This window comes from Desulfovibrio gilichinskyi (assembly GCF_900177375.1).
GTDB lineage: Bacteria > Desulfobacterota > Desulfovibrionia > Desulfovibrionales > Desulfovibrionaceae > Maridesulfovibrio > Maridesulfovibrio gilichinskyi.
This window is the reverse complement of record NZ_FWZU01000002.1, coordinates 214,107-238,257: the sequence shown is the minus strand read 5'-3', so window position 1 is coordinate 238,257 and position 24,151 is coordinate 214,107. Positions and strand designations below refer to the sequence as shown.

The window sequence follows — 24,151 nt, the reverse complement described above, 5'->3', positions numbered from 1 at the left end:
TAGTTATAAATGTACGCAATAATAGAGACTGGCGGCAAGCAGTTCCGCGTTGAAGAAGGCTTGGAACTCAATATCCAGAAATTGGACGTTGAAGCAGGCACCAAGGTCGATCTTGATAAAATTCTTCTCATCGGTCAGGGCGAAGATATAAAAATCGGAGCTCCTTACGTTGAAGGCGCGAAAGTAGCCTGCACAATCCTTGAACACGGCCGTGATAAAAAAATCATCGTTTTCAAGAAAAGACGCAGACAAGACTCTCAGACCAAACAGGGTCATCGTCAGGATTATACAAGAATCAAAGTTGAAGCTATTCAAGCTTAACTTGACGACAAGTCCTAACTAAGGAGATTTTAAAATGGCACATAAGAAAGCGGGCGGTAGCTCGAAAAACGGTCGCGACAGTAATGCTAAATACCGTGGTGTAAAGCGTTACGCTGGTCAGGAAGTTCTGGCTGGAAGTATCTTGGTTCGTCAGGTTGGAACTAAAATCCACCCCGGCAAGAACGTAGGTACAGGTAGAGACTGGACTTTGTTTGCACTGGTTGACGGTGTTGTAAAATACGAAAAGTATGTTCGCAACAATCGTAGCAAAACCAGAGTTCTCATCGTTCCTGCTGAAGCCTAATTATTTCAGGCCGAAAGTTTTTCTGGCAGAGGTCGCATCTATAAGTGCGTCCTCTGCCTTTTCTTGTCTGGAATACACACTGGATTTCCCGTATCCCCTGCTGTGAAAGCCCCTTAGAGTGCAAGCCTGTTTTTTCGTAAGGCACTCGAAAGGCATACTCACAGCTTTATCTATTTTATCCGAGAATATTCCTGCCTGAGAAAGGCCAGGCCCTTCTCAGGTCATTCAAGGAAGGCTTTTATGAAATTTTTTGATGAAGCAACAATCACAGTACGCTCTGGAAAAGGCGGTAACGGATGTGTGGCTTTCAGACGTGAAAGGTACATCCCTAAAGGTGGACCTTGCGGCGGAGACGGCGGAAAAGGCGGAGATTTAATCTTTCGCGGAAGTGCCGACCTCCTGTCTCTTTATGACTTCAGGCTTAAAAGAGTCTATGAAGCCAAAAACGGAATGCAGGGAATGGGTAGTGATAAGTACGGCAAAGCTGCTGACGACACCATCCTCGACCTGCCGATCGGTACACTTGTATATGAAATGAAAGAAGACGGTTCCGAAAAACTGCTCGCAGACCTGACAAAAGAAGGAAAAGAGATTGTCATCTGCAAAGGCGGTGACGGCGGACGCGGAAACATCCACTTCAAGTCATCAATAAACCAGACGCCGAGACAGGCTGAAGACGGCTTCCCCGGCGAAGAAAAGAGACTTCGTCTGCAACTTAAGATTATTGCAGATGTAGGTTTACTTGGACTTCCGAATGCCGGAAAATCAACCTTCATTTCTAAAATTTCTGCTGCGAAACCCAAAATTGCAGCATACCCCTTCACCACCTTAGTTCCTAATCTGGGAGTTATTGACGATGACTTCGGCAACAAGCTGGTCATTGCTGATATTCCCGGACTCATTGAAGGAGCCAGCACAGGAATGGGACTGGGGCACAGATTTCTAAAGCATGTTGAACGCACCAGATTTCTCATTCATATCCTTAGTTCCGAAGACCTCAGCCTTGAATCCCCTTTTGATGGTTTCAATATGCTGGATGAAGAACTCCGTATATATGATGAAGATCTTGCAAATAAAACTCAGCTCCGTGTAATTAACAAAATAGATTTACTTTCTGAAGAAGATCTTGCGACTCTGAAAGCTAAAGCTGCAGAAGCAAACGAAGAAATCTATTTTATATCCGCACTGCACGAAGACGGACTTAAGAAGCTTGTAAAAGACATGTGGGATAGATTCAACGCCATGAATCAAGAGGAAAAAGATGAGCAAGATGAGCAACAGGCTTGATACCCTCCGCGAAGCTAAAAGAATTGTAATAAAAATCGGCAGTGCCGTTCTCACTACAGCTGAAGGAATCAATCTCGGCCTTATATGCAGACTGGCTGATCAGTTATCAGCTTTGCATGCACGCGGAGTTGATATCGTTCTTGTTTCGTCCGGGGCTGTTGCGGCCGGAAGAGGATCTATTCCTGCAGGTTTTAAGCTTAAAGACCTGCCTGCGAAACAAGCGGCCTCCTCTATCGGACAAAGCCGCCTGATGCACGAATATGATGAAACATTCCGTAGATTCGGCCTGATTTCATCACAAATTTTACTTACCCGTGAGGACTTAAGACAGCGTGACCGCTTTCTCAACGTCCGCAATACTCTCTCACAACTTCTTGAGTGGCGGGTAATTCCTATCATTAATGAAAACGATACTGTCGCTGTTCAGGAACTTGAATTCGGAGACAATGATACTCTGGCAAGTTTGATTCTGAATGTTGTGGAAGCGGATCTTTTCATTAACCTCACTTCCGCTGACGGGGTATTTGATAAGAACCCAGACACTAACCCAGACGCAAAAAAACTTTCCTATGTCGAGAATATAGGTTCTCTTGATCTCGACGCAATGTGCGACGGAAAAACGGCTGTAGGTTCAGGCGGCATGTTCTCTAAAATGAGAGCAGCTCACAGAGCTGCACAGCTCGGAGTTCCAACCCTGATATTATCCGGTAAACAGCGCATGATCATTGAGCGTGTATTTAACGGTGAAGAATGCGGAACATGGATTGAACCTGATCAAAAAAGTGTTTCCCACCGCAAATTCTGGCTTGCGTATCATTGCGACCCTGCCGGCGATCTAATCATAGACGAAGGCGCGCAAAAGGCTCTGATGGCCGGAGGAAAAAGCCTGCTTCCCGCCGGTATTACCGCGGTTGAAGGTGATTTTAAAGCCGGTGAACTGGTAAGAGTTGTTAATAAATCCGGAAAGCCTATTGCCGTTGGAATCACCAGTTACAGTTCAACCGATATGACCATGATTCTCGGACGTAAATCAGACGAGATAGATTCAATTCTGGGCAAATGCCCTTTCCACGAAGCAATCCACAGAGACAACCTGCTTTTAGACGCAGCTCTTTAATTTTATATTGCTCTGCGGCAGAAAAAATTTCTGCCGCGGAGCAAAAAATCTGACTTAATATCTTCTAAGTTTTGCATCTTCCTCTATCTTTTCAATAATCTTATCCTCATCGCGCTGAGCCAGAAACATTCCGATTACTCCTGCTACAAAAACAGCCAGGTACATCTGTCCGAAAAGCCCCTGCAACATCACCAGCGACCGTGCCATAGATGTAACCGGAAGCATATCTCCATAACCTATTGTCATCATCGTTATATAGCTGAAATATACCATTAAATTACGAACCGCGAAGATTGATTCACTAAGACTAATTCCTGAAATAGCACTGCGATCATAGATCATACATAAGCTGTATCCATTCGCCCAAAGCAAACCGCAAAGCATATAAACACAGATTGCCCCTGAGATTAAATCACTGGTAACTTTTTTCTGCCTGCGCATGAAAATCAATATTCCCCATACAGTGATTGCAATCATCATCATATCTGAAGCTTCGCTTATAGCCAGCCAGTGTATGGAATGCATTTTGAAGAATAAAACGGAACTGATAAACGACGCTATATAGAATGCGATAAAAATTGAAAGCTTAACTTTGTTTTCAACAATTGCCGCAACAGCCGAAAGCAACACTAGATATGTGTAAAAATATAAAATCTGCTGAAGAAAAATTGACTTGCCTGCTATGGGAGTTAAAAAAATCTGTGAGATCAAAAATCCTAAAAGCACTGTGAACTTAGATGGACTGTATCTGAATAATTTGTGTAATCTTAACATAATAACCCTTAATTAACTTATATAAATTATAAATCATATTAATTTTTCATGAGCTATCTACTTATTATGTAATGCGCATATGCTGCGGTTGCAGTGTCTAAAATTTACGAGTAGCTTGCCACTTCAGTCATCTTTTCTAAAGGATAATATTAATGAATCATCTCTATAAAAATAAAAACCTTCGTATTTTATTCTCAGTTACCCTTATTGCGATCATGGGAGTCTCAAGCATTGTGCCTTCACTGCCGAGCATGATGAAGGATCTGAATATTCCAGCTTCGTCCATTGGTTTAGTTTTCACCATTTTTACTCTTCCGGGAATCATTTTTTCGCCTCTAGCCGGAATTTTTGCTGACAGAATCGGCAGAAAAAAAATTCTTGTCCCCGCTTTGATCCTTTTCGGGATAGCAGGATCTGCCTGTTATTTTGCCCCAGATTATAAATGGTTGCTTACTCTGCGTCTTATCCAAGGAGTTGGAGCTGCGGCCATTGGAGTCATAAACCTTACAATCATAGGTGACCTTTTCACTGGGCAGGACAGAATTGCTGCTATGGGTCTTAACGCAGGAGTCCTCAGCATAGGAACAGCGCTTTTCCCTGCAATAGGAGGGGTTCTGGCTCAAATCAACTGGCATGTTCCATTTATGCTTGCGCTTACAGCTCTGCCGCTTGCATGGGTTGTCGCCTTCAGACTTGATAACCCTGAACCTTCAGCAAGCTCGGCATTTAAAAAATACATGCGTGAAGCTCTAAAGGGGATGAAAAACAAACAGGTACTGGGCCTTTTCGCAATTTCCCTACTGACATTTATTATTTTATACGGCCCGATCATAACCTATCTGCCAATACTTCTGCACTCGCGTTTTGAGGCTTCTCCGCTGATGATAGGATTTGTCATTTCAAGTGCGTCCTTTGTAACCGCAATAGCAGCATCACAGCTTGGAAGACTCGCAAGCCTGATCTCACAGCCGCGCATGATCGCTCTGTCAACATTTGCATATGCCGCGGCAATGATATTTATTCCTGAATCCAGTTCTGCGCTTTGGTGCATAATCCCAGTCTGCTTTTTCGGTCTTGGACAGGGACTTAATATTCCGAACTCAATGTCCATGCTGACAGCAATAGCCCCCATGGAACACAGGGCAATTTTCATGTCTATGAACGGGATGGTGCTCAGAGCAGGACAAACAATTGCTCCGTTACTTATGGGGATGGTTTATTCAGGATTTGGACTGACGGCGGTCTTTTATGCCGGCGTGGCAGTGGCTGCAATAACTTTGGTTATTACACTCATGACCATAAATGGATTCGAAGCTTAAAAAAGAGCATAGAACACTATGACAATGAATATAATTGACTTAAAAAATATTTAGAGCCAAATTATTGTCTCAATTAATGTCAAAATTTGAATTTTTTTAAAGACAACCCATAACTATGCAGAAGACTACATGAAAGCCGGAATTATTAAATTTATGGAGCATATATTTAACCCGCTCCACATCTATTGCAGGCTTGTTGACTGTGGAATTCCATCTCGCACGGCAAAAAAAGCAGCCCGCTTTTACGAGCTGTTTTTATTTAAACCTGCAATATTTTGCATCCCGGCCATCAGGCATCAAAAGCAGGTGAAGTAAGTTCACTGTCAATAGCATCCGCATCTGTGGAATTGTATTGAACCAGCTTACGCAAGTGGGTAAAACTTACCTCATTCATCACAATAAAGTCTACAGCCAGACCGGACTCATCAGACCGGACAACTTTCCCCTCAATGTGAATAACAACATCTTCAGACAGGATGATCGAAACCTCACATATGTTTCCTACAGCAAACCCTTCAACGCTATTACAGAGAATACCTTTCAGACTTAAGTTCTGAGTTTCAACCATAACACTCAGCCCGCTCTTACTAAGCTTAACCGTAAATTCAACTTGAATACGGGTTCTGCGTCTTTTATTTTGATCCATCAGCGACTCCATCCGGTATTATTCTTTTCTTAAATTAAACAACGCTCACTACAAAATTAATTTCAAAAAAATGATACCTACTATCCTTAAAATAAACAATTCCATATACGTTAATATTTAGCAGAATTATAACGAAACACTTAAAAATGTATTTGCATAATCTGAAGACACAAAAGACGGACTTTCCCTAAACTCTTTTTTAAATTATACAGAATCTGCGTATTCAATTATTGAATTTAACTGCACCGCTTTAAAAATACTTATACAAAACATAAATTTTAAGATCAATATCAGGGAGAGTTCAGGTTATGGATAGAGAGATAATGAAAGCTAAATTTTTGATTGAATCACTGCCGTACATAAAAGAATTTTTCGGAGAAACAGTTGTCATCAAATATGGCGGCAATGCCATGATTGACGAAACCCTTAAACGTGCCTTCGCGCTTAATATAATTCTCCTTAAATATATCGGCGTAAACCCCGTGGTTATTCATGGCGGCGGCCCACAGATTCAAAAAATGCTCAGCGCGCTTAACATCGACAGCCATTTTAAGAACGGATACCGCGTAACAGACGAAGCAACCATGGATGTTGTTGAAATGGTTCTCGTCGGGCAGGTAAATAAACAGATTGTCAACTTGATCAACCTTAACGGCGGCAAAGCTGTAGGTCTTTCAGGAAAAGACGGAATGCTTATTAAAGCTGAACAGAAACAGATGGTTATCGAGTCAGAAGCAAAAGCTCCTGAAATAATCGATCTCGGCAAAGTCGGTGAAGTTACTGAAGTGAATACAACTCTGATTAAATCATTACAAAGAGACGGTTTCATTCCGGTAATTGCTCCAGTCGGAGTCGATGACTACGGTTCCACTTATAACATCAATGCTGACTCCGTAGCCGGAGCGGTTGCCTCTGCAATGAATGCTAAAAGGCTCCACTTGCTCACCGATGTAGTAGGGCTGCTTGATGCAGATAAAAATCTCATTTCATCAATGACCTGCCGCGAAGCTGCAGAAGCAATATCATCCGGAGTTGCCACAGGCGGCATGATTCCTAAACTGACATGCTGCATTGAGGCAGTACATGGCGGAGTTGAAAAAGCTCACATAATTGATGGAAGAGTTGAAAACTGCGTTCTTCTTGAACTTTTCACCAAAAACGGTATCGGCACTGAAGTCGTAAGTTAATCAAATCTGGAGACTAGCATGAAAGCTGTTGCTATAGTTGGAAAAAAGAAAACCGGAAAGACTACTTTAGGCCTGGCTCTGGCTCAATATTTTACAGACAAAGGATTAAAAGTCGGAGTAGTTAAACATTCTCATCACGGCTTTGACGAAGAGGAAGGAACCGATACGCAGCAGTATAAACAGATTGCTTCATGTGTTGCGGCGTACTCTCCTTCGCAATCATTTGTCTCATGGAATAAAGAAAAACCACTTCAAGATCTTCTGCCGCTGCTTGATGCGGATGTTATTATCATGGAAGGCGGAAACATGCTCGGCTGGATGCCGCGTTTTATAACCGTCCGTGAAGATAACGACGACAAAGATTTTTTCCCGGAACTCGCTTTAGCCCAGATTCCAGCCTGCACCAAAGACAATCCCCCGAGCTCAAATGAAATTGAAAGATTAGCACAGCTTGTTATGGAAAAAGGATTTTTACTGCCCGGACTCAACTGCAAAGCATGCGGACGTGAATCATGCAAAGATTTTGCCGCAGACATCAATTCCGGCAAAGCGAGACCTGAAGGATGTAAAGCAACATCCGGCAGAATGGATGTTACTTGCAACGGCCTGCCCTTGGCTCTCAATCCATTTGTATCCGATATCCTTTCAGCAGGAATTTCAGCAATGCTTTCCCAGTTAAAAGGATACGCACCGGGTGATCTGAAAATAACTATTAAGAGCGGTAGTTAAGTCAATGCTTCATGATTTTTTTGACATAATCAGCCGCGAAGAATTTGAATCTCTGCTGCTTTCGTTTGCGCCGACATCCATTGAAATAAAATCAATTTCCGATGCATATGGACTCGTGCTTGGTGAGGATATTTTTTCACCTGAAGACCTTCCGCCGGCAAACCGTTCCTGCATGGACGGCTACGCAGTGCACGCCCGTGATGTCTTCGGAGCAACAGAAGGGAACCCGGCTTACCTTGAACAGTGTGCACAGCTTAGAGTTGATGAAGCTCCGGACTTTACTTTAAAACATGGCGACTGTGCAGCAATTCCGACAGGAGGAACTCTTCCTGATGGAGCAGACGCAGTTGTAATGGTTGAACATACTCAGGAACTGGGGTCCGGCACTATTGAAGTGCGCAAGTCCTCCACTCCCGGTGAGCACACCATGCTTAAAGGTGAGGATGCTGCAAAGGGTGAAAATATATATAAAGCCGGACATACAGTCCGCTTTCAAGATGTAGGCTTACTTGCAGCACTCGGCATAGGCAGTGTTAAAGCACACATTAAACCGCGCGTAGGCATAATATCCACCGGAGATGAACTTGTTGAAATTGAAGTTCCGCCCCGCGCCGGAACTATTCGTGACGTAAATTCACACACATTGCGCTGTCTTGTATCCAAGGCCGGGGGGATTCCCGCAAATTACGGAATAGTCCGTGATGACCTGAATAAACTCAAGACAACGCTTGCTAAAGCCATTGCGGAAAATGATCTGGTTCTCCTCTCTGGAGGAAGCTCTGTCGGAATGCGAGATTTAACCGTCAGAGCCATCGAGTCTATGGAGGACTCTGAAATTCTCGCTCACGGCGTGGCAATAAGCCCCGGAAAACCGACAATTTTAGGTAAAGTAGGTAGTAAACCTGTACTTGGTCTTCCAGGTCAGGTAACGTCTGTTCAGGTAGTTATGCTTTCTATAGTAATGCCGTTTATAAGACACCTTATGGGACAAAAAGACAGCTTTGCCTGTCTGGACAGACCAATATTACTGGCTGAACTTGAACGCAACACTCCATCCAGGCAAGGACGTGAAGACTATGTCCGGGTTATACTTAAACAGAGAAAAGGTAAAATCCCCCTTGCAGAGCCGGTTTACGGCAAATCCGGCCTTCTTAGAACTATGATTAAAGCCGACGGACTTATGATCATCCCCGCAGATATGGAAGGTTCATATGCCGGGGAACAAATTCAGGTTTGGTTGATTTAGTATATTTCACATACGGAGAATAACTATGTCTGATCGCAATATTTATCTGAAAACGATTCCAGTTCTTGAAGCCGTAGCCATTGCTATTGCGGCTCTTGACCGTGCAACTCTCGTTAAACCTGAAAATATACCTGTTCATGAAGCTCTTAACCGCGTTACTTCCGAAGCTGTCCGTGCCCGCTGTTCCTCCCCCACGTATCACTCAGCCGCAATGGACGGATATGCTGTTAAAAGCGATACAACTTTCTCCGCCCGTGAGGGACTTCCTCTTGAGCTGATCAAAAATAAGACCTGCATCTCTGTCAATACCGGCAATGCGCTTCCGGATGGTATGGATGCTGTTATAATGATAGAAAATATCGTCGACAACGGTGACACCATCAGCATTGAAGCTCCTGCTTTTCCATGGCAACATGTCCGCAGAATAGGTGAAGATATTGTCGCAACTGAAATGCTTCTGCCGCGTAACCACACCATTTCCGCTTTTGACATCGGAGCACTCCTTTCCGCCGGTATATACGACATCAAAGTACATGAAAAAATACGCATGACTTTCATTCCAACAGGGGATGAGATTCTTCCATTTGCAGACCGTCCTACGCCTTCTGCGGGGGAAGTTATTGAATCTAATTCACAAGTTTTCCGTGCGCTCGCTCTTGGTCTGGGCATCGAATTCACCGCAACTTCTCCAGTACGCGACCGCGAAGATCTTCTGGTTAAGTCTGTTGAAACGGCTTTAAATAATTCTCACATAGTAGTCATCGGCGCAGGTTCCTCAGCAGGAAGTAAAGATTTTACAAGCAAAGTCATTAAACAAATAGGAACCCTGCTGGTTCATGGCATAGCCATAATGCCGGGTAAGCCGACGGTGCTCGGTGTCGCTAAGAACAAACTGCTCGTCGGAGCCCCCGGGTATCCGGTAAGTGCTGTAGTCTGTTTTGAAGATATACTTACGCCGGTAATTTCATGGCTTTCAGGCAAAAATCCTCCGGAAAGGGAAAAAGTTCAGGTAAGGCTTGCCAGACGCACTCCTTCGAAACCCGGTATGGAAGAAATTATCAGGCTTGCGGTCGGTAAAGTCGGTACCGGATATACAGGCGTGCCGCTTGCCAGAGGAGCCGGAATGATCACAACTCTTACCAAAGCTCAAGGGTTTACCAGAGTTCCGGCCGGAAGCGAAGGAATCGAGCTTAATGAGTCAGTTGAAGTTGAGCTTTTCTCCGGTAAGCAGACTTTAGAAAACATACTCATGCACGTTGGAAGTCATGACAACACTATTGATCTGCTGGGAGACATCCTTATGGGTGCAAACACTCCCATACGCCTTGTCTCGACTCATGCAGGTTCAATGGGCGGGCTCACAGCCCTTAAAAACGATGTAGCTCTGTTCGCCGGAGCCCATCTTTTCGATCCTGAAAGCGGAGATTTCAACTTTCCATTCATTGATAGATACCTTCCCAACTTGGATGTGACGGTGATCAATCTGGCTATCCGCCATCAGGGATTTATTGTCCCTAAGGGCAACCCGCAGAAGATAACCGGAATTGAAAGCCTCAGTGACGGCAAGGTGAACTTTATCAACAGGCAGAGAGGAGCAGGAACAAGAATTCTGTTCGACTATCATCTGGAAAAAGCAAAAATAGATCCTGAGTCAGTAACAGGATATGATAGGGAAGAATTCACTCACATGGCTGTTGCAGCGAATGTGCTGACAGGAACTGCAGATTGCGGACTTGGAATATATGCTGCGGCAAAAGCTTTAGGTCTGGACTTTGTGCCTTTGGCTCATGAAAGATATGACCTTATAATACCGGACAAATATATACAGGATAAAAGAATTATAGCACTTATCGATCTGCTGAAATCAGATGAAATTAAAAAAGCTATCAAAATCCTTGGTGGTTACGAAGTCCCCATGACAGGAAAAATTATGAAACCCGGTATGGGCCTCGGCTGATTTCAATCAAAAAACCCCGCTGAATTATAATCCGGCGGGGTTTTATTTTATAAAGCTTAAAGCTTTTAACTTTTCTTATGAACTTCCCACTCTTCGGCTTTGTAATCCTCAGGAACTTCTTCCCATCCGCTGAACATAGCGGCAATATGACCGGTTATGGAATGCCCTGTTGTGGTCATATAGACATGCACTATAAGGAAGGCAAGCAATGCATAAGCGCAGCCCATGTGCACATTAGCAACTGTTTCCAGACTTACAAAATTAATACCGTAAGCGGTCCAGTCATTATAAGTCCAGTACAACAGTCCCGTTACCATTTGCAAAGGCAGCAGAATTGCAGATAAGCCCAGATAAACAAGCCGCTGCAACGGATTATGCTTGGCTCCAGCACTTTTGTGAACTGGATGATCTTCCCCTTTGAATATTCCTACGGCGTAATATCTCGCCACCGCAAACAGCTTTTTGGTTGTCGGTATATACTGCTTCCACTCACCTGTTGTGAGCAGCCAAAAGATGATGAATACAAACAATACCAGCCAGCTAAGTCCCAAGGTGTTATGCAGATCTACCGCTCTTTTAAAACCGAACAAATTAAAGAGCCCGTGAACCTCAAGCCCTGTGACCATAAGCATGATAATCAGCACCGACTGTGTCCAGTGCCAGAAACGCTCGAAGCGTGAGTACAGATATATTTTTTTCATATGATGCGGTGTTACAGCCATGACTACTCCTCCTTACGTCCCTTTATGAAGATTCGTCCGAGTGCATGCAGTATCACTCCTACAGCTGAAGCTATAACTATAAACCAGCCGCCGGCATCAACAACGCGGTTTGCGTCTCGTCTAGGCATATAGAACGAATTCAGATTGCTTAGGCGGCTCTGTCTGCTATGACACGCCTCACAGGCAAGGACATTATCCTTGGGTGCGACCATATGCGTAATAGGATAAACATATTCAGTTTCAACAAAACCTACCTCTCCGCTGAATGGAAGACCCGCATATGCCATTCCGGCAGCGGATGCCTTTGTCCAATCGTATCCCTTCCAGTATGCAGCATCATCCTTGCCGAACAAGTGAGGAATTATCATATTCTTGTTAACCACGTCATAAGGAGTCTTTCCGCGATGTACCTTAAAAGGCATAATACGCGAGTTGCTGTCCTTACTGCTTCCTAAAGGTCTGCTGACCTGTACGGGAAAGCCCGGGTCAATAACAGTCTTGGCTGTGATAGATTCGATTGTTCCGTTAAACCAGTAGTACTCAGGCACAACATCCTTTTCCCAGCGCATGTCCCCTTTCATGGTCATATAAGTAGGCTTGCCCCACTCACCCTTGACCTCATAAGGTTTGCCGTCTTTCTTTCTGCCTGCCTGTGACCAGTCCCACCACATTTTGGTTGGAAGTTCACGTGCAAAGGTTGGTATATGACAGCTCTGACAGGCAACTTTATCAGTATGATCATTAAGCTTCATACCGATTTCCGACTTATGCGGAGTTGAACTATGGCAGGATTCACACATAATCTTCGCCCCTAAATCATCTTCGAGCAGAGACTTACGATTGGTGGCCGCAGGATTTGAATAAATACGGCCAGCAACCTGATGTTTCACAGTTGTATGGCAACGGGTACATTCAAATTTCTGCCCTTCCATGCTCATATGAACATCAAGATTCTTACTCGGCATGCGCATGGAAGAATCAAGATCACCATGTTTTACACCGTCACCGCCGCCACCGTAGAAATGGCAGGTTCCGCAATTCGCACGCGTTGGACGGCTGACAGACTGTGCAACCTTATTCCAGTCAGGAGACTTATAATATTTTCCGTTCCCCTTGAACTCCATTCCCGGGGCAGGAGCAGGATTCCCCGCTCCGGTAGGAAACTTCTTATAGGTTCCTGTCTGCTCATGACAAACCAGACAATCTATTTTTTCTTGAGACTCGAAATCAAAATTCTTATCTTTCCACCCATATCCGGCATGGCAGGAAGTACAACGAGGTTCATTGGATTGAATGTTGATACAGAAGTTATTCATCACCAGACCGCCCTTGCCTATTCCCATTTCTTTTTCAGCTTTGGGGTCAAGCCATGTCCAGTGAATGGTTTTGTGAAACTGATGTCCGGCCTCGGTATGGCAGGTCAGACAAGCTTTTGTAACTTCCGGGCCGCTGGTAAACGGCTGTTTAAGGACATCAAACTTGGAATGATCCGCTGTGATCCAAAGTTCTTTGCCCTTTGTCGCCTGACGGGCCATTTCTATGCCCGGAGCATCATCACCAGCTCCGAACACAGGCACGCACAGGAAAGCAACTGTTACCAGTGCTAAAACTGATCTCAGTATGAACCTCATTACCGCCCTCCACTCGTTAAAAGCTTATTCTAACTGCCTCCATAAAGCCCCTTACCACTTTCAAAATATGATGAACGTCCCCGAATCAAGGCTACAAGCGCGACGATTCCAAGAAGGATCGCAAAGCCCAGATGAGTCCAGACTATCATCATTACCGTAAACGGGTCCACAGTTACATATTATATTTTTAGTCAATCCATGATCAGGGTATTGATACTTACTTATAAAAAACCAGATTCATCTTTGAAATAATTTCTACAATTCTGTGCTGATAAGTGTGCTCAGCAAAAATTCTTTTCATACCGGCACGGATTATTTTTTTCCGTCCTTTCTCATCTGAAAGCCATTTCGATATAACTTCCGGGATATTATCAGGTTCGTCATAGCATGCGACCTCTCTGCCTGGTTCAAAAAGATTTTCAAGTGCTGAGTTATACTCAGTCAGCAAAAAAGAACCGCAAGCAGGCACATCGAAAATACGTTGATTTAAGGAAGCGGCAGACTGAAGACTTACTGTATTAAAGTTCAGCATAGACTGCCTATAAAAAGCAGGTAATTCATCCTCATATTTAAGATGATTCCACCATGTAAAATCCATCCTCTTCTTAGACAAAGCCCTAGCCCAATAAACATCCCCCACAATCGCAGGGTTAAACTCCAATAATCCAGACACAACCTTGATACGCCTTAACCTTGTAGCCTGAAGCTGTATAAGACGAAAAAACATTTCCTGTTTACCTGAAGGTAAACTCATATACGTTTCGGAAGCGTCATCCCCTGCAAGGTCAAGCAATTCATTTATATTAATTGAGAAATCTTCCTCCAACAATCCGCCAAGAATCTTATACTTGCGCAGCAAAGCAGCGGAAAAACCTCCGGCACGCAGCACCTCAACTATTTTTGATGTCCACGAAGAACCGACGAAAGAAACAGGATATAAGTATTCATGATCTCCCCTCACTGGATGAAAAATAGAAGTATCAGTTCCAAGCGGAAGATACTGAGCATAAGGTACATTTCGCTTATTCAAAGAAGAAATGGCCTCTGGGTCCCAACTGAAAACAGCAAGTAGGGAATTTGACTCAACAGCTGATCTCAAGAACGTTTCCTGACGATCTACAAACCAGCTTGCAAACGGAACCCCGCAACGTTTTAACAGTCCCAGAACCTGCCCATCTCCATCCAGTCCGGCATGATTGACGGATAAAATAAAGTGAGGTTTTAAAAACGCGACTTTATCAAATAACTCCTTAAGAAAAGAAGGGGTCTGTTGAAATTCGACTGAGACAAAGGAAATTCCAAGAGACCTTAAACCTCTGGCAAGCTCAGGAACAATAAAATAATCTTGAGTGATAAGCAGAACCCGAGGACGCTGCCCTTTTATATGTGGAATATTAATCATCTATTAATAATTATCTTTCGAAACAAACAAAGTCTACCATAGATTACACACTGAATATTCCACAGATACGTATCACTAAGAAAAATTTATGCCCTAATTCCTTAATCTTCTTTACGCTCTATAAGGCTATAAAAAAACCTCCCACTAACGAGCATTAGTTCCAACTCGGCCACTTTCAAAATATGATGAACGTCCTCGAATCAAGGCAATAAGTGCAGCGATTCCAAGAAGGATCGCAAAGCCCAGATGAGTCCAGTCTATCATCATTACCGTAAACGGGTCCATGGTTACATACGGAAGATTCTTTATTACGCGAAAAACACCGGTGAATATTACGGCTGCGAAAAGAAATGCGCGAACCTTCCCGCAACGAGATAAACGCATATTCCCGCGCTTACTCATAATAAAATCCGTCGCCAGATACATGACCAGAAAGATCAGCAATGCTCCCAGCATATAATGAAGTTTATTGGTGAGATAGAAATTGGAAAGCCAGCTTAAACCGGGGATACTTGCGATGTAATATCTTTTGAAGATAGGCATCTGAGCCACTCCGGTAAGGGCCATAAAAAAGACCGTGATTTTAAATATCCAGACAAATATTTTTTTATTCATTGTTCTTATCCTTGTTCTAACCATCACTCTTATCATTGTTCTTATTATCTGCAGCAGAGGACAGATAGTTTCCTGCTTTGATAATTCCGGCGGCGATACCTGCAAGCGGTGCAATAGCTATTGCACTGGCAAGATTTTCTTCATCCGCCATTGAATCTGCAACTGGCTGTAGCCCCGGTTTTCCAGCACCTTTCTCTATTGCTTTATTCAAAAGATCAAACGGTACAGGTGAGACATAAATAGTATTGGTTCCGCCGTTTTCTTCTTCGCCGTAAATGAACCAACCGTTTTTATCTGCCAATTCATGAGCTTTGGCTAAAATTTCGCTACGTGGGCCTATGGTCTGAACATGTTCAGGACAAACTTCTATGCAGGCAGGGAGTTTGCCTTCGTTAATGCGATTGTAACAACGATCGCATTTATACATAACTCCGTTACCTGCAAACTTGGGAAGAAGGCGCATGTATAGCCCCACTCCTGTCTGCCGCTGCGGTATATGCCAAGGACAGACAGTCCTGCACTTTGCTCCGCCAAGGCAGACATTTGGCTGGATACGCACAATACCGTTTTTCTGCTTTGCCGCCGCGCCCCACGGGCAAAGATCTGCACACGGAGGATTTTGACAATGCAGACAGCGACGCGGAATATTTATTTCGTAACTTTCACCCTTATACTCTACTTCCGCACTTTGAATGAAAAGCCAGTTATACGGCGTAAGTCTGTCATCCACATCCCGCTTATCCGACCAATCTTCAACCTTAACACGCGATGTCGGATACATTACCGGAAAAGGTTTCTTAGGTTCAGGATATTTCGACCCGTTAACTTCAGAGCATCCATTTACACACTCTCCGCAGCCGATACATTTTGAAATATCAAGCAAAGTAGCCAGTTCTTCTGTTGCTGAAGAAGCGGCTGCTGCTGGAGAAGCTGAAGGCAAAAGCATAGCGGCACTTCCTGCCCCGAGCCCTTTTAAAAAATTTCGCCTCGATATCCCTTTCATTTTTCCTGTCATATATTTTCTGGCTCCACATTAAAATTTAAACTCAGACTTAATTGATAAATCATTGAATTTTCGATTGCTATTTTCAATTTGTACTTTCGTATCAAAGCAGAATCCGTGCCCGAACAGTTTATTTTATATATAAGTACCACAAAATCTACGATTAACGCCAACTTTTGATTATTTTTTATTCAGAATCATACTTTGAAAGAACAGAAGAATCTGGACATATGTTTAAACATATGTTCAATTTTGGACATAGCAAAATTTAAATTGAACACCTTTGAACACTTTTTTAATCAGCAAAACGAAACCGACATATTTCAATAAAAAGGAAGAAGACAAGAAGTGAAAGATCAGGAAATCAATTTATATATGCGTGAAGTAATTGATACCATGAACGAAGGTCTTTTCCTTATTCGCCCGGACGGAACCATCATGATGGTTAACGATGCCCTGCTCAAAATGACAGGATTCAAACAGGAAGAGCTGCTTGGCAAGCCCTGCTCAGTGTTCGGCTGTGATGCCTGTGAACGGTCAAGAGAACTTGGTAAACAGCATTGGTGCAGATTATTCAATACCCGCACAGAAGGTAGCAAGAACTGCTATATAATCAGCAAAAACGGTTCTTACCTGCACGTGCTCAAAAAAGCTTCCATCCTTGAAAATGATAACGGGGAAATTATCGGTGCGGTTGAAACGCTTACAGATATATCTGAGCTTGATCGTAAGGAACTTAAAATACAAGAGTTATCATTTCAGCTGCACCGTGATGACAATCAATTTTGCGGATTTATAGGTAATTCCCCGGCCATGCAGAAAGTGTATGCGCTTATTACTAAAGCCGCTCAATCAGATGCACCTGTCATTATCTTCGGAGAGTCAGGAACAGGAAAAGAATTGGCAGCACAGGCCATCCATCAGCTCAGCCCGCGAAAGGACAAACCTTTTGTACAACTCAACTGCGCAGCTCTTAACGACGCATTGCTTGAAAGCGAACTGTTCGGACATGTAAAAGGTTCTTTCACCGGAGCATACAGGCATAGGGCCGGACGATTTGAAGAAGCCGGAAGCGGAGATATTTTTCTGGATGAGATAGGTGATGTTCCCCTACAGATTCAGGTTAAACTGCTGCGTGTACTTGAAACTAAATCATTTGAACGCGTCGGCGACAGCCTCACTCTTTCAATGAAGGCAAGACTCATTACTGCCACTAATCAGAATCTGCAGGAACTGGTGCGGGACAAAAAATTCCGCGAAGATTTCTTTTTCCGCATCAATGTAATACCCGTGCATTTACCGCCGTTGCGCGAACGCAAGGAAGACCTGCATAGACTGGTTGAACATTTCATCAGCATCAATCCTAATCTTGACAAAAGCGAAAGCCCAACGCCGGAGACGATGAGAAAACTCATTGAGTATGACTGGCCGGGAAATGTACGTGAACTCAAGAGTGCTCTGGAATATGCCGCTGTGGTAAAAGAATCAGGGCCGATGCTGCCGCACCATCTACCTCCGCAAATTAATTATTTTTCAGGTGAATACTGCAATATTGCGACAGTTCGCTCACAGGAAGCACAGACTCGCGAGCTGACAGAAAAAGAAGAACTTATCTCCGCATTAAAAAAAACATCTGGCAACAAAAGTGAAACTGCTCGTATCTTAAATGTCAGCCGCGGAACAGTTCACAACAGGATTCGAAAGCATCGCATTGAGTACCGCATTTACGAATAATTTAGATTTAATCTTCCGTATTTGTCATAATTATTCAGGCGAACAACCACTTTTCAGAAGAGAAAACGATAATTGTTAATACTAGACATTTTCCAACAAATTAAGTAGTCATCTTTGAACATCAGGGGAGGAAGCTCCAGCCTTCAACCCCGCTTTTTCAGCCGTACATCTTATACACTGGCTTGATCCCAGTGCCAAAGCAACAAGATTGCCCGCATAGCTTCCGGATTTAAGGGGCCCCCTCTGAAACCGGAAATCGCAATACCCCGGCATCAAGTAAATTTCAGTTCTTTCTATACGATATGAGCAAAGAACAACTAAACTTAAAAGCTTGCCATCAAGACCGGAAAAGGCAACGCACATGGGATTAAACCTTCAGAGGAGACTCCACCAATGAGCAATGAAGAAAAAGCTACCCTGAACTACAAAGGCAAAATATATGAATTGCCGATCATAACCGGATCTGAAGGCGAAGTCGGTCTGGATATTTCCAATCTGCGAGCGCAAAGCGGATTAATCACTTTTGATCCCGGATTCGGAAATACCGGAGCCTGCAAAAGTGACATAACATTTGTTGACGGTGAAAATGGAATTCTGCGTTACAGAGGCTATCCGATTGAAGAGCTTGCCGAACACGGCAATTTTATTGAAACCGCATGGCTGCTGATTTTCGGAGAACTGCCTCTTAAGGAAGACCTTGCCAGATTCAGAGCACTGCTTTGCGCCGAAGAACTGATTCACGAAGATCTGCTCCATCACTTCAACGGCTTCCCTTCGCACAAGAGTCAGCCTATGGCGATTCTTTCTGCGGTAATCAATGCACTTGGCAGCTATCATACTGATCTTTACGACATCCACAATAAGTCTGAATTTTTCCTTGCTGTGGGTAAAATGATCTCCAAGGTCAGAACTATCGCCGCATTTTCATACAGAAAATCCATCGGCAGACCTTTTATGTACCCCAACCCGGACCTCAGCTACTGCCATAACTTTCTGCACATGATGTTCTCCATTCCGAACAAACATTATGATCCGCCGATTGAAGCAGTTAAGGCTCTTTCATTAGTATTTATGCTCCATGCCGATCATGAACAGAACTGTTCTACTTCAACAGTACGCATGGTCGGATCTACTCAGGCAAACATTTTTGCGTCTGTATCAGCCGGAATCTGCGCTCTGTGGGGCAAGCTGCACGGAGGAGCAAACGCGGCTGTTATCGAAATGCTTGAAGATATTAAAGCAGGAAACATCACTATTGATGACTACATAGAAAGGGTTAAACGGAAAGAAGTCAGACTCATGGGATTCGGTCATCGCATCTATAAAAGTTTTGACCCGCGTGCACGCATCCTTAAAAAAGCCGCTCATAATCTGCTTGCAAACGGATTTGACGATCAGCTTTTGGATATTGCTCTGGAACTTGAAGAAAAGGCAATCAACGATGATTACTTTACCGAACGCAGTCTTTACCCCAATGTGGACTTCTACTCGGGAATCATCTTACGCGCTCTCGGTATTCCGGTTGTAATGTTCACAGTAATGTTCGCCATCGGAAGACTGCCCGGATGGATTGCTCACTGGTATGAAGATTTCGAAAATCCGACCACCAGAATCAACCGTCCGAGACAGATTTACACCGGACAGACCCAAAGAAACTACATTCCTATCAATTTCAGAAAATAATTTAATAAGATAAACCAAGGCTGCACCTGTTACAGAATGCAGCCTTGGTTATTTCATTAAGTGAAACCGACCAGAAAACACTTGCTTTCACAGAGAGTTCAATCTATATCCTCTCTCCATGCCGAAGTGGTGGAATTGGTAGACACGCTAGGTTCAGGGTCTAGTGGAGTTACTCCGTGGAAGTTCGAATCTTCTCTTCGGCACCATCTTTCAAGAAAAAAGGGTTGCAGCTTAATAGTTGCAACCCTTTTTTCTTATCTTGAACTCAATTATAAAAAAATTCCCCTTGCCTTTTGCCTGACGGGATATAAAACTACAGAAATAACCCTTTAGTCACCTGCTGCGAAGCACTTCCAGCATTAAAAACAAGTGTATAAGGATATTTTAAACATGACCGAAGAAATAGAACACAAACTGCAAACCAGACACCTTCGCATGGATGACTATGAGACACTGCGTACTATATACAAGCGTGTATACAAGGGATTAGACTCTCCATGGACCAAGGAACAAATAGCTCTGCTGACCACCATCTTCCCTGAAGGGCAGGTCTGCATTGAAGATAACGGTGTTCCGATTGCAATCGCCCTGTCCATAATAATCGATTTCAGCCTATTCGGTGATCATCACACCTATGATCAGATCATAAGCAACGGAACATTCAAATCTCATGACCCTGAAGGAGACTATTTATACGGCATTGAAGTCTTCGTGGACCCGGTATTCCATGGAATGAGACTTGGACGGAGATTATATGATGCCCGTAAAGAAATTTCGGAAAACCTCAACCTTAAAGGAATCCTTCTCGGTGGACGCATTCCCGGTTATCACACCGTGTCAAAGGATATGAGTCCCCAAGAATATATCCTCAAGGTCAAAAATCGCGAAATATACGATTCAGTACTCACCTTTCAACTTTCCAACGACTTTCATGTCCGCAACCTGCTTGACGACTATTGGCCGGATGACAACCCTTCAAAAGGAAACGCCGTTCTTCTGGAGTGGATTAATATTTACTACCAGAAAAAAACACGCTTAGTAGGCCGGACAAAATCCATTGCGCGACTGGGCGTAGTCCAATGGGAAATGCGCCGTTTCAATTCCTTTGACGAGTTCATGCAGCAGGTGGAATTTTTCGTGGATACCGTCAGCGCATACAAAGCGGACATTATCCTGTTCCCAGAGCTGCTAAATGCTCCACTCATCAGCATGTATGCAGACAAACGCCCCGCCGATGCAATGCGCCTGCTATCCGAGCACACCGAAGACATGCGTCAGGCTATGCTGGAAATGGCACTCAGCTATAACATTAATATTGTCACCGGAAGCGTTCCGCAACTTCAGGAAGACGGAACTCTGCACAACGTCAGTTTTCTATGCAGGCGCGATGGTACTTGGGACAGCCAAACCAAACTGCACATTACTCCTGAGGAAGATACTCATTGGGGGTTTAGCGGTGGGCATGACCTTAAAGTATTCGATACCGATGTAGGTAAAGTGGGAATCCTCATCTGTTACGATATAGAATTTCCTGAATTAGCGCGGCTGCAAACTATGGAGGGAATGAAAATATTGCTCGTCCCTTTCTGGACGGACACCAAAAACGGTTACCTCCGAGTACGCCGCTGCGCTCAGGCCAGAGCAATTGAAAACGAATGCTTCGTAGCGATATCAGGAAGCGTGGGCAACATCCCTAAAGTTGAAACCATGGGCATTCAGTATTCCCAGTCCGCCATCTTTACCCCGTCAGATTTTGCCTTCCCGCATGATGCCATTGCTTCGGAAGTAACACCGGGCATTGAAACCACACTCATAACCGATGTGGATCTGGACCTGCTCAAAGAACTCCGTTCTCAAGGCAGCGTGCGCAACATCTCCAGCCGTAGAACAGATCTATATGAACTGCGCTGGAAGGGTGGAAAGTAAAAGACTTTAGCACTTACGAGTCTGATGATGACGCACTCTTAGGAGCACTCTTTCTGAAACTATGCCAAGCGCGCTTCGAAGGTTTATAAAACTTCGCCAGAAAAAACTCGAATAAAAAGGCGCAGACAAGCACAGCAAAAAAAGCTGCGCAGGCCTTCGGATTATCCGTTGCGGACTGCCATAGCAAAATACACAACACAGCGAAGCAGACTATTGATCCGATCAGCATAGGGTATCTTCGTGCATGAATAGTCGGGGCCAGCTTTGCTCCTGCCAGATTCACTGCTGCAAAAATCAGCAGAAAACCGGCACTGGCAATCACAGATATGGATTCGATATCAAGCAGGTTAGCCATGCACAACGTAATTGCGCCGACTACCAGCACCCCGAACGGTTGATCCCATACTTTCCGCTCCATGAACTCAGGCAATTCTTTGTCCTTGGCAAGAATGAATCCCAATCTGGCATTCCCGTAAATAGTCGCGTTAATGGCTGAAATGGTAGCAAGCATTGCAGCCACGCCGACAAGGTAAAAACCGAATTGACCTAGGGCAGGACGGGCCGCTTCGGCAAGCACATAATCTTTCGATGTTGCAATAAGATTCTCCGGAACCACTCCGACAGTTAAAATTGCCACTAAAATATACAAAACGACAACGATACCTACCGAGCTGTAATATGCTCGCGGCAATGTAACAGAGGGATTGCGGACATCTTCAGCCGCATTGGATATCAATTCAAAGCCTTCATATGCTACGAATATAACCATTCCGGCAGGAATGACCGCTGACATAGGAGCCCAGCTTGATACGGCTAAACGAGCCGGTTCAATAAACATTGCACCGGATGAAACCACTATGCCGAGCAGGATAAGCTTAAGCACAACGATAAATGTTTCTGATTTACTGATAAGTTCTGCGCCAAGAAGATTGATAACAACGGGAATAATAATCGCAATGCTGATAAGCCCGTGATGCAGCCATGCTGTTTGTAAACCGACAGGGAAAAATGTCTTGGCATATGATTCAAAAGCAGTGGCGTAGAGTGACAGCGTAACAAGATAACTGAGCCATAATACAAAGTTGAGCCCGCCCACAATGCTGTCATGCCCGAATGCGCGGTCAAGAAAGACAACCGTTCCGCCTTGGCTGGGAAAAGCTACCGACAGCTTCGCATAAGAAAATGCCGTCAACATCGCAATAGCTCCGGCAATGGCAAAGGCAATAGGAGTTGCACCGTGGGCCATTGACACAGCAAGACCGAGCACGGCAAAAATCCCCCCGCCGACCATACCGCCGATTCCTATGGCTATAGCTCCGTAAAGCCCTATTGATCCTTTTTTATCATCACTCACACTTTAATCCCCCATAGTTTTTTGTACTCACGACCGAGCACAAAAGCAATTACCTGCTTATATGTCACGAATATTCCTGTTTGCGTGACGCCGTTGCAATATCCAATTCCCGCAACTACATAATTTAATTTATTATCAAACTATATTTCACAACGGCCCTACACCTGACACTCCATCGCAAGGAAGTATACCAAATGATCACACGTAGAAATTTTCTCTCAATGAGCGCGAAGTCCTTGACCTTGCTTCCTTTCCTGCTTGCCACCAGTGCTAATGCTGAAAGCCTGTCAAAATTAGTGCTTGCAGGGCCGCCGGCACCGCTGAGTCTTCCTCTGGCCCGTCTGGCAAAAAGAACAGATCTATCTAAGTCCTTACCGAGCATGGAAATGAAACAGTGGCGCAACCCCGACATCATGCGGGCATGGATGATTTCCGATGAAGTTCAAGTTTCGGCGGCTCCTTCCAACGCAGCAGCCATCCTCTACAATAAAGGATTACCTGTACGTCTGCTGGATGTAAACAATGGCGGCATCTTAAGCATTCTCACCAGTAACCCGGCGATAAAAAAATTCACGGATATTAAAGGTAAAAAAATTGTTTTGTTTTTCCGGGGTGATACGCCGGATATGATTGTGCGCTACCTTGCCACAAAACAGGGAATAAATCCTGATACAGATATGAGTCCATCCTATGTTGATTCGCCCTTCGAAGCGTTGCAAATGCTGCTGTCCGCGCGGGCAGACACCGTTTTACTGCCGGAGCCGGCAGCTACCGCAGCAATAATGAAGGCAAAATCTAAGGGCATAGAACTTACGCGTATCGTCCTTCAGGACGTCTGGGAACAAGTTACAGGCAGCAAGTTGCCGCTGCCTCTCGGCGGAACAATATGTCAGGGGGCTTTGGCGCAGGAACATCCGAAAATCATAAAAGAATTACAAATAGGCATCAGGCAGAGCGTAGAATGGATAAATCAACATCCGGCAGAAGCCGCGCAGGAGTTTGCAGGCTTCTTCGGGCTCAAAGCTCAGGTGTTGCAAAAATCCCTTGAAACATTCCCCATAAGCCAGCTTCCGGCTAAGGCCGCCCAAAAGGACCTTGAATTCTATTACACTACTCTCATGGGAATGTCGCCAAAACTGATCGGCGGTAAGCTGCCGGATAAAGCTTTCTACCTAGGTTAGAGAGCAGGTTAAA

General features: G+C 44.3%; 22 protein-coding genes and 1 tRNA gene. 14 read left to right on the top strand and 9 right to left on the bottom strand.

Annotated elements, in window-relative coordinates; all coding sequences use genetic code 11:
* Positions 1-9 precede the first annotated feature (9 nt).
* The 4 genes from rplU (at position 10) to proB (ending at position 3,029) form a co-directional block, all read left to right on the top strand.
* Positions 10-321, top strand: coding sequence for a 50S ribosomal protein L21 (gene rplU / locus B9N78_RS06000; RefSeq protein WP_085099859.1), 312 nt, complete (start codon positions 10-12; stop codon positions 319-321).
* A 34-nt stretch (positions 322-355) separates the two neighbouring features.
* Positions 356-625 carry a 50S ribosomal protein L27 gene (gene rpmA / locus B9N78_RS05995; protein WP_085099856.1) on the top strand — a complete coding sequence of 90 codons (270 nt, stop codon included), beginning with the start codon at positions 356-358 and terminating at the stop codon, positions 623-625.
* A 240-nt stretch (positions 626-865) separates the two neighbouring features.
* A complete protein-coding gene (gene obgE / locus B9N78_RS05990; protein WP_085099854.1) occupies positions 866-1,912 on the top strand; it encodes a GTPase ObgE in 1,047 nt (348 codons plus the stop codon).
* On the top strand, positions 1,887-3,029 hold the full coding sequence (proB, locus tag B9N78_RS05985; RefSeq protein ID WP_245805481.1) for a glutamate 5-kinase: 1,143 nt from the start codon (positions 1,887-1,889) through the stop codon (positions 3,027-3,029). The genes obgE and proB overlap by 26 nt, the downstream gene beginning before the upstream one ends.
* 54 nt (positions 3,030-3,083) lie before the next feature.
* Here proB and B9N78_RS05980 read toward each other — a convergent pair whose 3' ends face one another.
* Positions 3,084-3,803, bottom strand: coding sequence for a potassium channel family protein (locus tag B9N78_RS05980; protein WP_085099851.1), 720 nt, complete (start codon positions 3,801-3,803; stop codon positions 3,084-3,086).
* 152 nt (positions 3,804-3,955) lie between these two features.
* On the opposite strand from B9N78_RS05980, the gene B9N78_RS05975 reads away from it, so the two are divergent.
* Positions 3,956-5,122 carry an MFS transporter gene (locus B9N78_RS05975; RefSeq protein WP_085099849.1) on the top strand — a complete coding sequence of 389 codons (1,167 nt, stop codon included), beginning with the start codon at positions 3,956-3,958 and terminating at the stop codon, positions 5,120-5,122.
* Positions 5,123-5,411: 289 nt separating this feature from the next.
* On the opposite strand, the gene B9N78_RS05965 is transcribed toward B9N78_RS05975, so the two are convergent.
* Positions 5,412-5,768, bottom strand: coding sequence for a PilZ domain-containing protein (locus tag B9N78_RS05965; protein ID WP_085099843.1), 357 nt, complete (start codon positions 5,766-5,768; stop codon positions 5,412-5,414).
* 308 nt (positions 5,769-6,076) lie between these two features.
* Here B9N78_RS05965 and argB point away from each other — a divergent pair, with 308 nt between their 5' ends.
* From argB to B9N78_RS05945, 4 genes are read left to right on the top strand one after another with little or no spacing between them, the layout of a single operon-like run.
* Positions 6,077-6,955 (top strand): acetylglutamate kinase, encoded by an 879-nt coding sequence (gene argB / locus B9N78_RS05960; protein WP_085099841.1) that lies wholly within the window; start codon positions 6,077-6,079, stop codon positions 6,953-6,955.
* Positions 6,956-6,973: 18 nt separating this feature from the next.
* Positions 6,974-7,684: a molybdopterin-guanine dinucleotide biosynthesis protein MobB gene (locus B9N78_RS05955; RefSeq protein ID WP_085099838.1), complete on the top strand. Its 711-nt coding sequence runs from the start codon at positions 6,974-6,976 to the stop codon at positions 7,682-7,684.
* Positions 7,685-7,688: 4 nt separating this feature from the next.
* The gene (locus tag B9N78_RS05950) at positions 7,689-8,930 is read left to right on the top strand and encodes a molybdopterin molybdotransferase MoeA (protein WP_085099836.1); all 1,242 of its coding nucleotides are present in this window, start codon (positions 7,689-7,691) and stop codon (positions 8,928-8,930) included.
* 25 nt (positions 8,931-8,955) lie between these two features.
* Positions 8,956-10,887, top strand: a complete 1,932-nt coding sequence (locus B9N78_RS05945) for a molybdopterin biosynthesis protein (protein ID WP_085099833.1) — start codon at positions 8,956-8,958, stop codon at positions 10,885-10,887.
* A 65-nt stretch (positions 10,888-10,952) separates the two neighbouring features.
* On the opposite strand, the gene B9N78_RS05940 is transcribed toward B9N78_RS05945, so the two are convergent.
* The 6 genes from B9N78_RS05940 to B9N78_RS05920 all read right to left on the bottom strand — a co-directional run bounded on the left by B9N78_RS05940 (position 10,953) and on the right by B9N78_RS05920 (position 16,272).
* A complete protein-coding gene (locus tag B9N78_RS05940) occupies positions 10,953-11,609 on the bottom strand; it encodes a cytochrome b/b6 domain-containing protein (protein ID WP_085099830.1) in 657 nt (218 codons plus the stop codon).
* 2 nt (positions 11,610-11,611) lie between these two features.
* The gene (locus B9N78_RS05935) at positions 11,612-13,240 is read right to left on the bottom strand and encodes a tetrathionate reductase family octaheme c-type cytochrome (RefSeq protein WP_085099827.1); all 1,629 of its coding nucleotides are present in this window, start codon (positions 13,238-13,240) and stop codon (positions 11,612-11,614) included.
* A 29-nt stretch (positions 13,241-13,269) separates the two neighbouring features.
* On the bottom strand, positions 13,270-13,392 hold the full coding sequence (locus tag B9N78_RS18430) for a hypothetical protein (RefSeq protein ID WP_281248167.1): 123 nt from the start codon (positions 13,390-13,392) through the stop codon (positions 13,270-13,272).
* Between the two features lie 65 nt (positions 13,393-13,457).
* Positions 13,458-14,642 carry a CgeB family protein gene (locus tag B9N78_RS05930; RefSeq protein ID WP_085099824.1) on the bottom strand — a complete coding sequence of 395 codons (1,185 nt, stop codon included), beginning with the start codon at positions 14,640-14,642 and terminating at the stop codon, positions 13,458-13,460.
* A gap of 144 nt (positions 14,643-14,786) precedes the next feature.
* Positions 14,787-15,257, bottom strand: coding sequence for an iron-sulfur cluster-binding protein (locus tag B9N78_RS05925; RefSeq protein WP_085099821.1), 471 nt, complete (start codon positions 15,255-15,257; stop codon positions 14,787-14,789).
* A gap of 16 nt (positions 15,258-15,273) precedes the next feature.
* Complete coding sequence (locus B9N78_RS05920; RefSeq protein ID WP_085099818.1) at positions 15,274-16,272, bottom strand: 4Fe-4S dicluster domain-containing protein; 999 nt, start codon at positions 16,270-16,272, stop codon at positions 15,274-15,276.
* Positions 16,273-16,608: 336 nt separating this feature from the next.
* On the opposite strand from B9N78_RS05920, the gene B9N78_RS05915 reads away from it, so the two are divergent.
* From B9N78_RS05915 to B9N78_RS05895, 4 genes are all read left to right on the top strand, one after another.
* The gene (locus B9N78_RS05915) at positions 16,609-17,994 is read left to right on the top strand and encodes a sigma-54 interaction domain-containing protein (protein WP_245805480.1); all 1,386 of its coding nucleotides are present in this window, start codon (positions 16,609-16,611) and stop codon (positions 17,992-17,994) included.
* A 393-nt stretch (positions 17,995-18,387) separates the two neighbouring features.
* Positions 18,388-19,677, top strand: coding sequence for a citrate synthase (locus B9N78_RS05905; protein ID WP_085099812.1), 1,290 nt, complete (start codon positions 18,388-18,390; stop codon positions 19,675-19,677).
* Positions 19,678-19,797: 120 nt separating this feature from the next.
* Positions 19,798-19,883, top strand: a tRNA-Leu gene (locus B9N78_RS05900).
* Between the two features lie 184 nt (positions 19,884-20,067).
* Positions 20,068-21,603, top strand: coding sequence for a carbon-nitrogen hydrolase family protein (locus tag B9N78_RS05895; RefSeq protein ID WP_085099809.1), 1,536 nt, complete (start codon positions 20,068-20,070; stop codon positions 21,601-21,603).
* A 13-nt stretch (positions 21,604-21,616) separates the two neighbouring features.
* Here the strand turns inward: B9N78_RS05895 and B9N78_RS05890 are convergent, their stop codons facing one another.
* Entirely contained in the window at positions 21,617-22,957 is a 1,341-nt protein-coding gene (locus B9N78_RS05890) for an APC family permease (protein ID WP_085099806.1), read from the bottom strand.
* Positions 22,958-23,151: 194 nt separating this feature from the next.
* Here B9N78_RS05890 and B9N78_RS05885 point away from each other — a divergent pair, with 194 nt between their 5' ends.
* The gene (locus B9N78_RS05885) at positions 23,152-24,138 is read left to right on the top strand and encodes an ABC transporter substrate-binding protein (RefSeq protein WP_085099802.1); all 987 of its coding nucleotides are present in this window, start codon (positions 23,152-23,154) and stop codon (positions 24,136-24,138) included.
* The last annotated feature ends 13 nt before the right edge of the window (positions 24,139-24,151 follow it).

Coding starts and splice junctions, on each gene's coding strand:
- rplU (WP_085099859.1), top strand. CDS start 10: ATGTACGCAATAATAGAGACTGGCGGCAAGCAGTTCCGCGTTGAAGAA.
- rpmA (WP_085099856.1), top strand. CDS start 356: ATGGCACATAAGAAAGCGGGCGGTAGCTCGAAAAACGGTCGCGACAGT.
- obgE (WP_085099854.1), top strand. CDS start 866: ATGAAATTTTTTGATGAAGCAACAATCACAGTACGCTCTGGAAAAGGC.
- proB (WP_245805481.1), top strand. CDS start 1,887: ATGAGCAAGATGAGCAACAGGCTTGATACCCTCCGCGAAGCTAAAAGA.
- B9N78_RS05980 (WP_085099851.1), bottom strand. CDS start 3,803: ATGTTAAGATTACACAAATTATTCAGATACAGTCCATCTAAGTTCACA.
- B9N78_RS05975 (WP_085099849.1), top strand. CDS start 3,956: ATGAATCATCTCTATAAAAATAAAAACCTTCGTATTTTATTCTCAGTT.
- B9N78_RS05965 (WP_085099843.1), bottom strand. CDS start 5,768: ATGGATCAAAATAAAAGACGCAGAACCCGTATTCAAGTTGAATTTACG.
- argB (WP_085099841.1), top strand. CDS start 6,077: ATGGATAGAGAGATAATGAAAGCTAAATTTTTGATTGAATCACTGCCG.
- B9N78_RS05955 (WP_085099838.1), top strand. CDS start 6,974: ATGAAAGCTGTTGCTATAGTTGGAAAAAAGAAAACCGGAAAGACTACT.
- B9N78_RS05950 (WP_085099836.1), top strand. CDS start 7,689: ATGCTTCATGATTTTTTTGACATAATCAGCCGCGAAGAATTTGAATCT.
- B9N78_RS05945 (WP_085099833.1), top strand. CDS start 8,956: ATGTCTGATCGCAATATTTATCTGAAAACGATTCCAGTTCTTGAAGCC.
- B9N78_RS05940 (WP_085099830.1), bottom strand. CDS start 11,609: ATGGCTGTAACACCGCATCATATGAAAAAAATATATCTGTACTCACGC.
- B9N78_RS05935 (WP_085099827.1), bottom strand. CDS start 13,240: ATGAGGTTCATACTGAGATCAGTTTTAGCACTGGTAACAGTTGCTTTC.
- B9N78_RS18430 (WP_281248167.1), bottom strand. CDS start 13,392: ATGATGATAGTCTGGACTCATCTGGGCTTTGCGATCCTTCTTGGAATC.
- B9N78_RS05930 (WP_085099824.1), bottom strand. CDS start 14,642: ATGATTAATATTCCACATATAAAAGGGCAGCGTCCTCGGGTTCTGCTT.
- B9N78_RS05925 (WP_085099821.1), bottom strand. CDS start 15,257: ATGAATAAAAAAATATTTGTCTGGATATTTAAAATCACGGTCTTTTTT.
- B9N78_RS05920 (WP_085099818.1), bottom strand. CDS start 16,272: ATGACAGGAAAAATGAAAGGGATATCGAGGCGAAATTTTTTAAAAGGG.
- B9N78_RS05905 (WP_085099812.1), top strand. CDS start 18,388: ATGAGCAATGAAGAAAAAGCTACCCTGAACTACAAAGGCAAAATATAT.
- B9N78_RS05895 (WP_085099809.1), top strand. CDS start 20,068: ATGACCGAAGAAATAGAACACAAACTGCAAACCAGACACCTTCGCATG.
- B9N78_RS05885 (WP_085099802.1), top strand. CDS start 23,152: ATGATCACACGTAGAAATTTTCTCTCAATGAGCGCGAAGTCCTTGACC.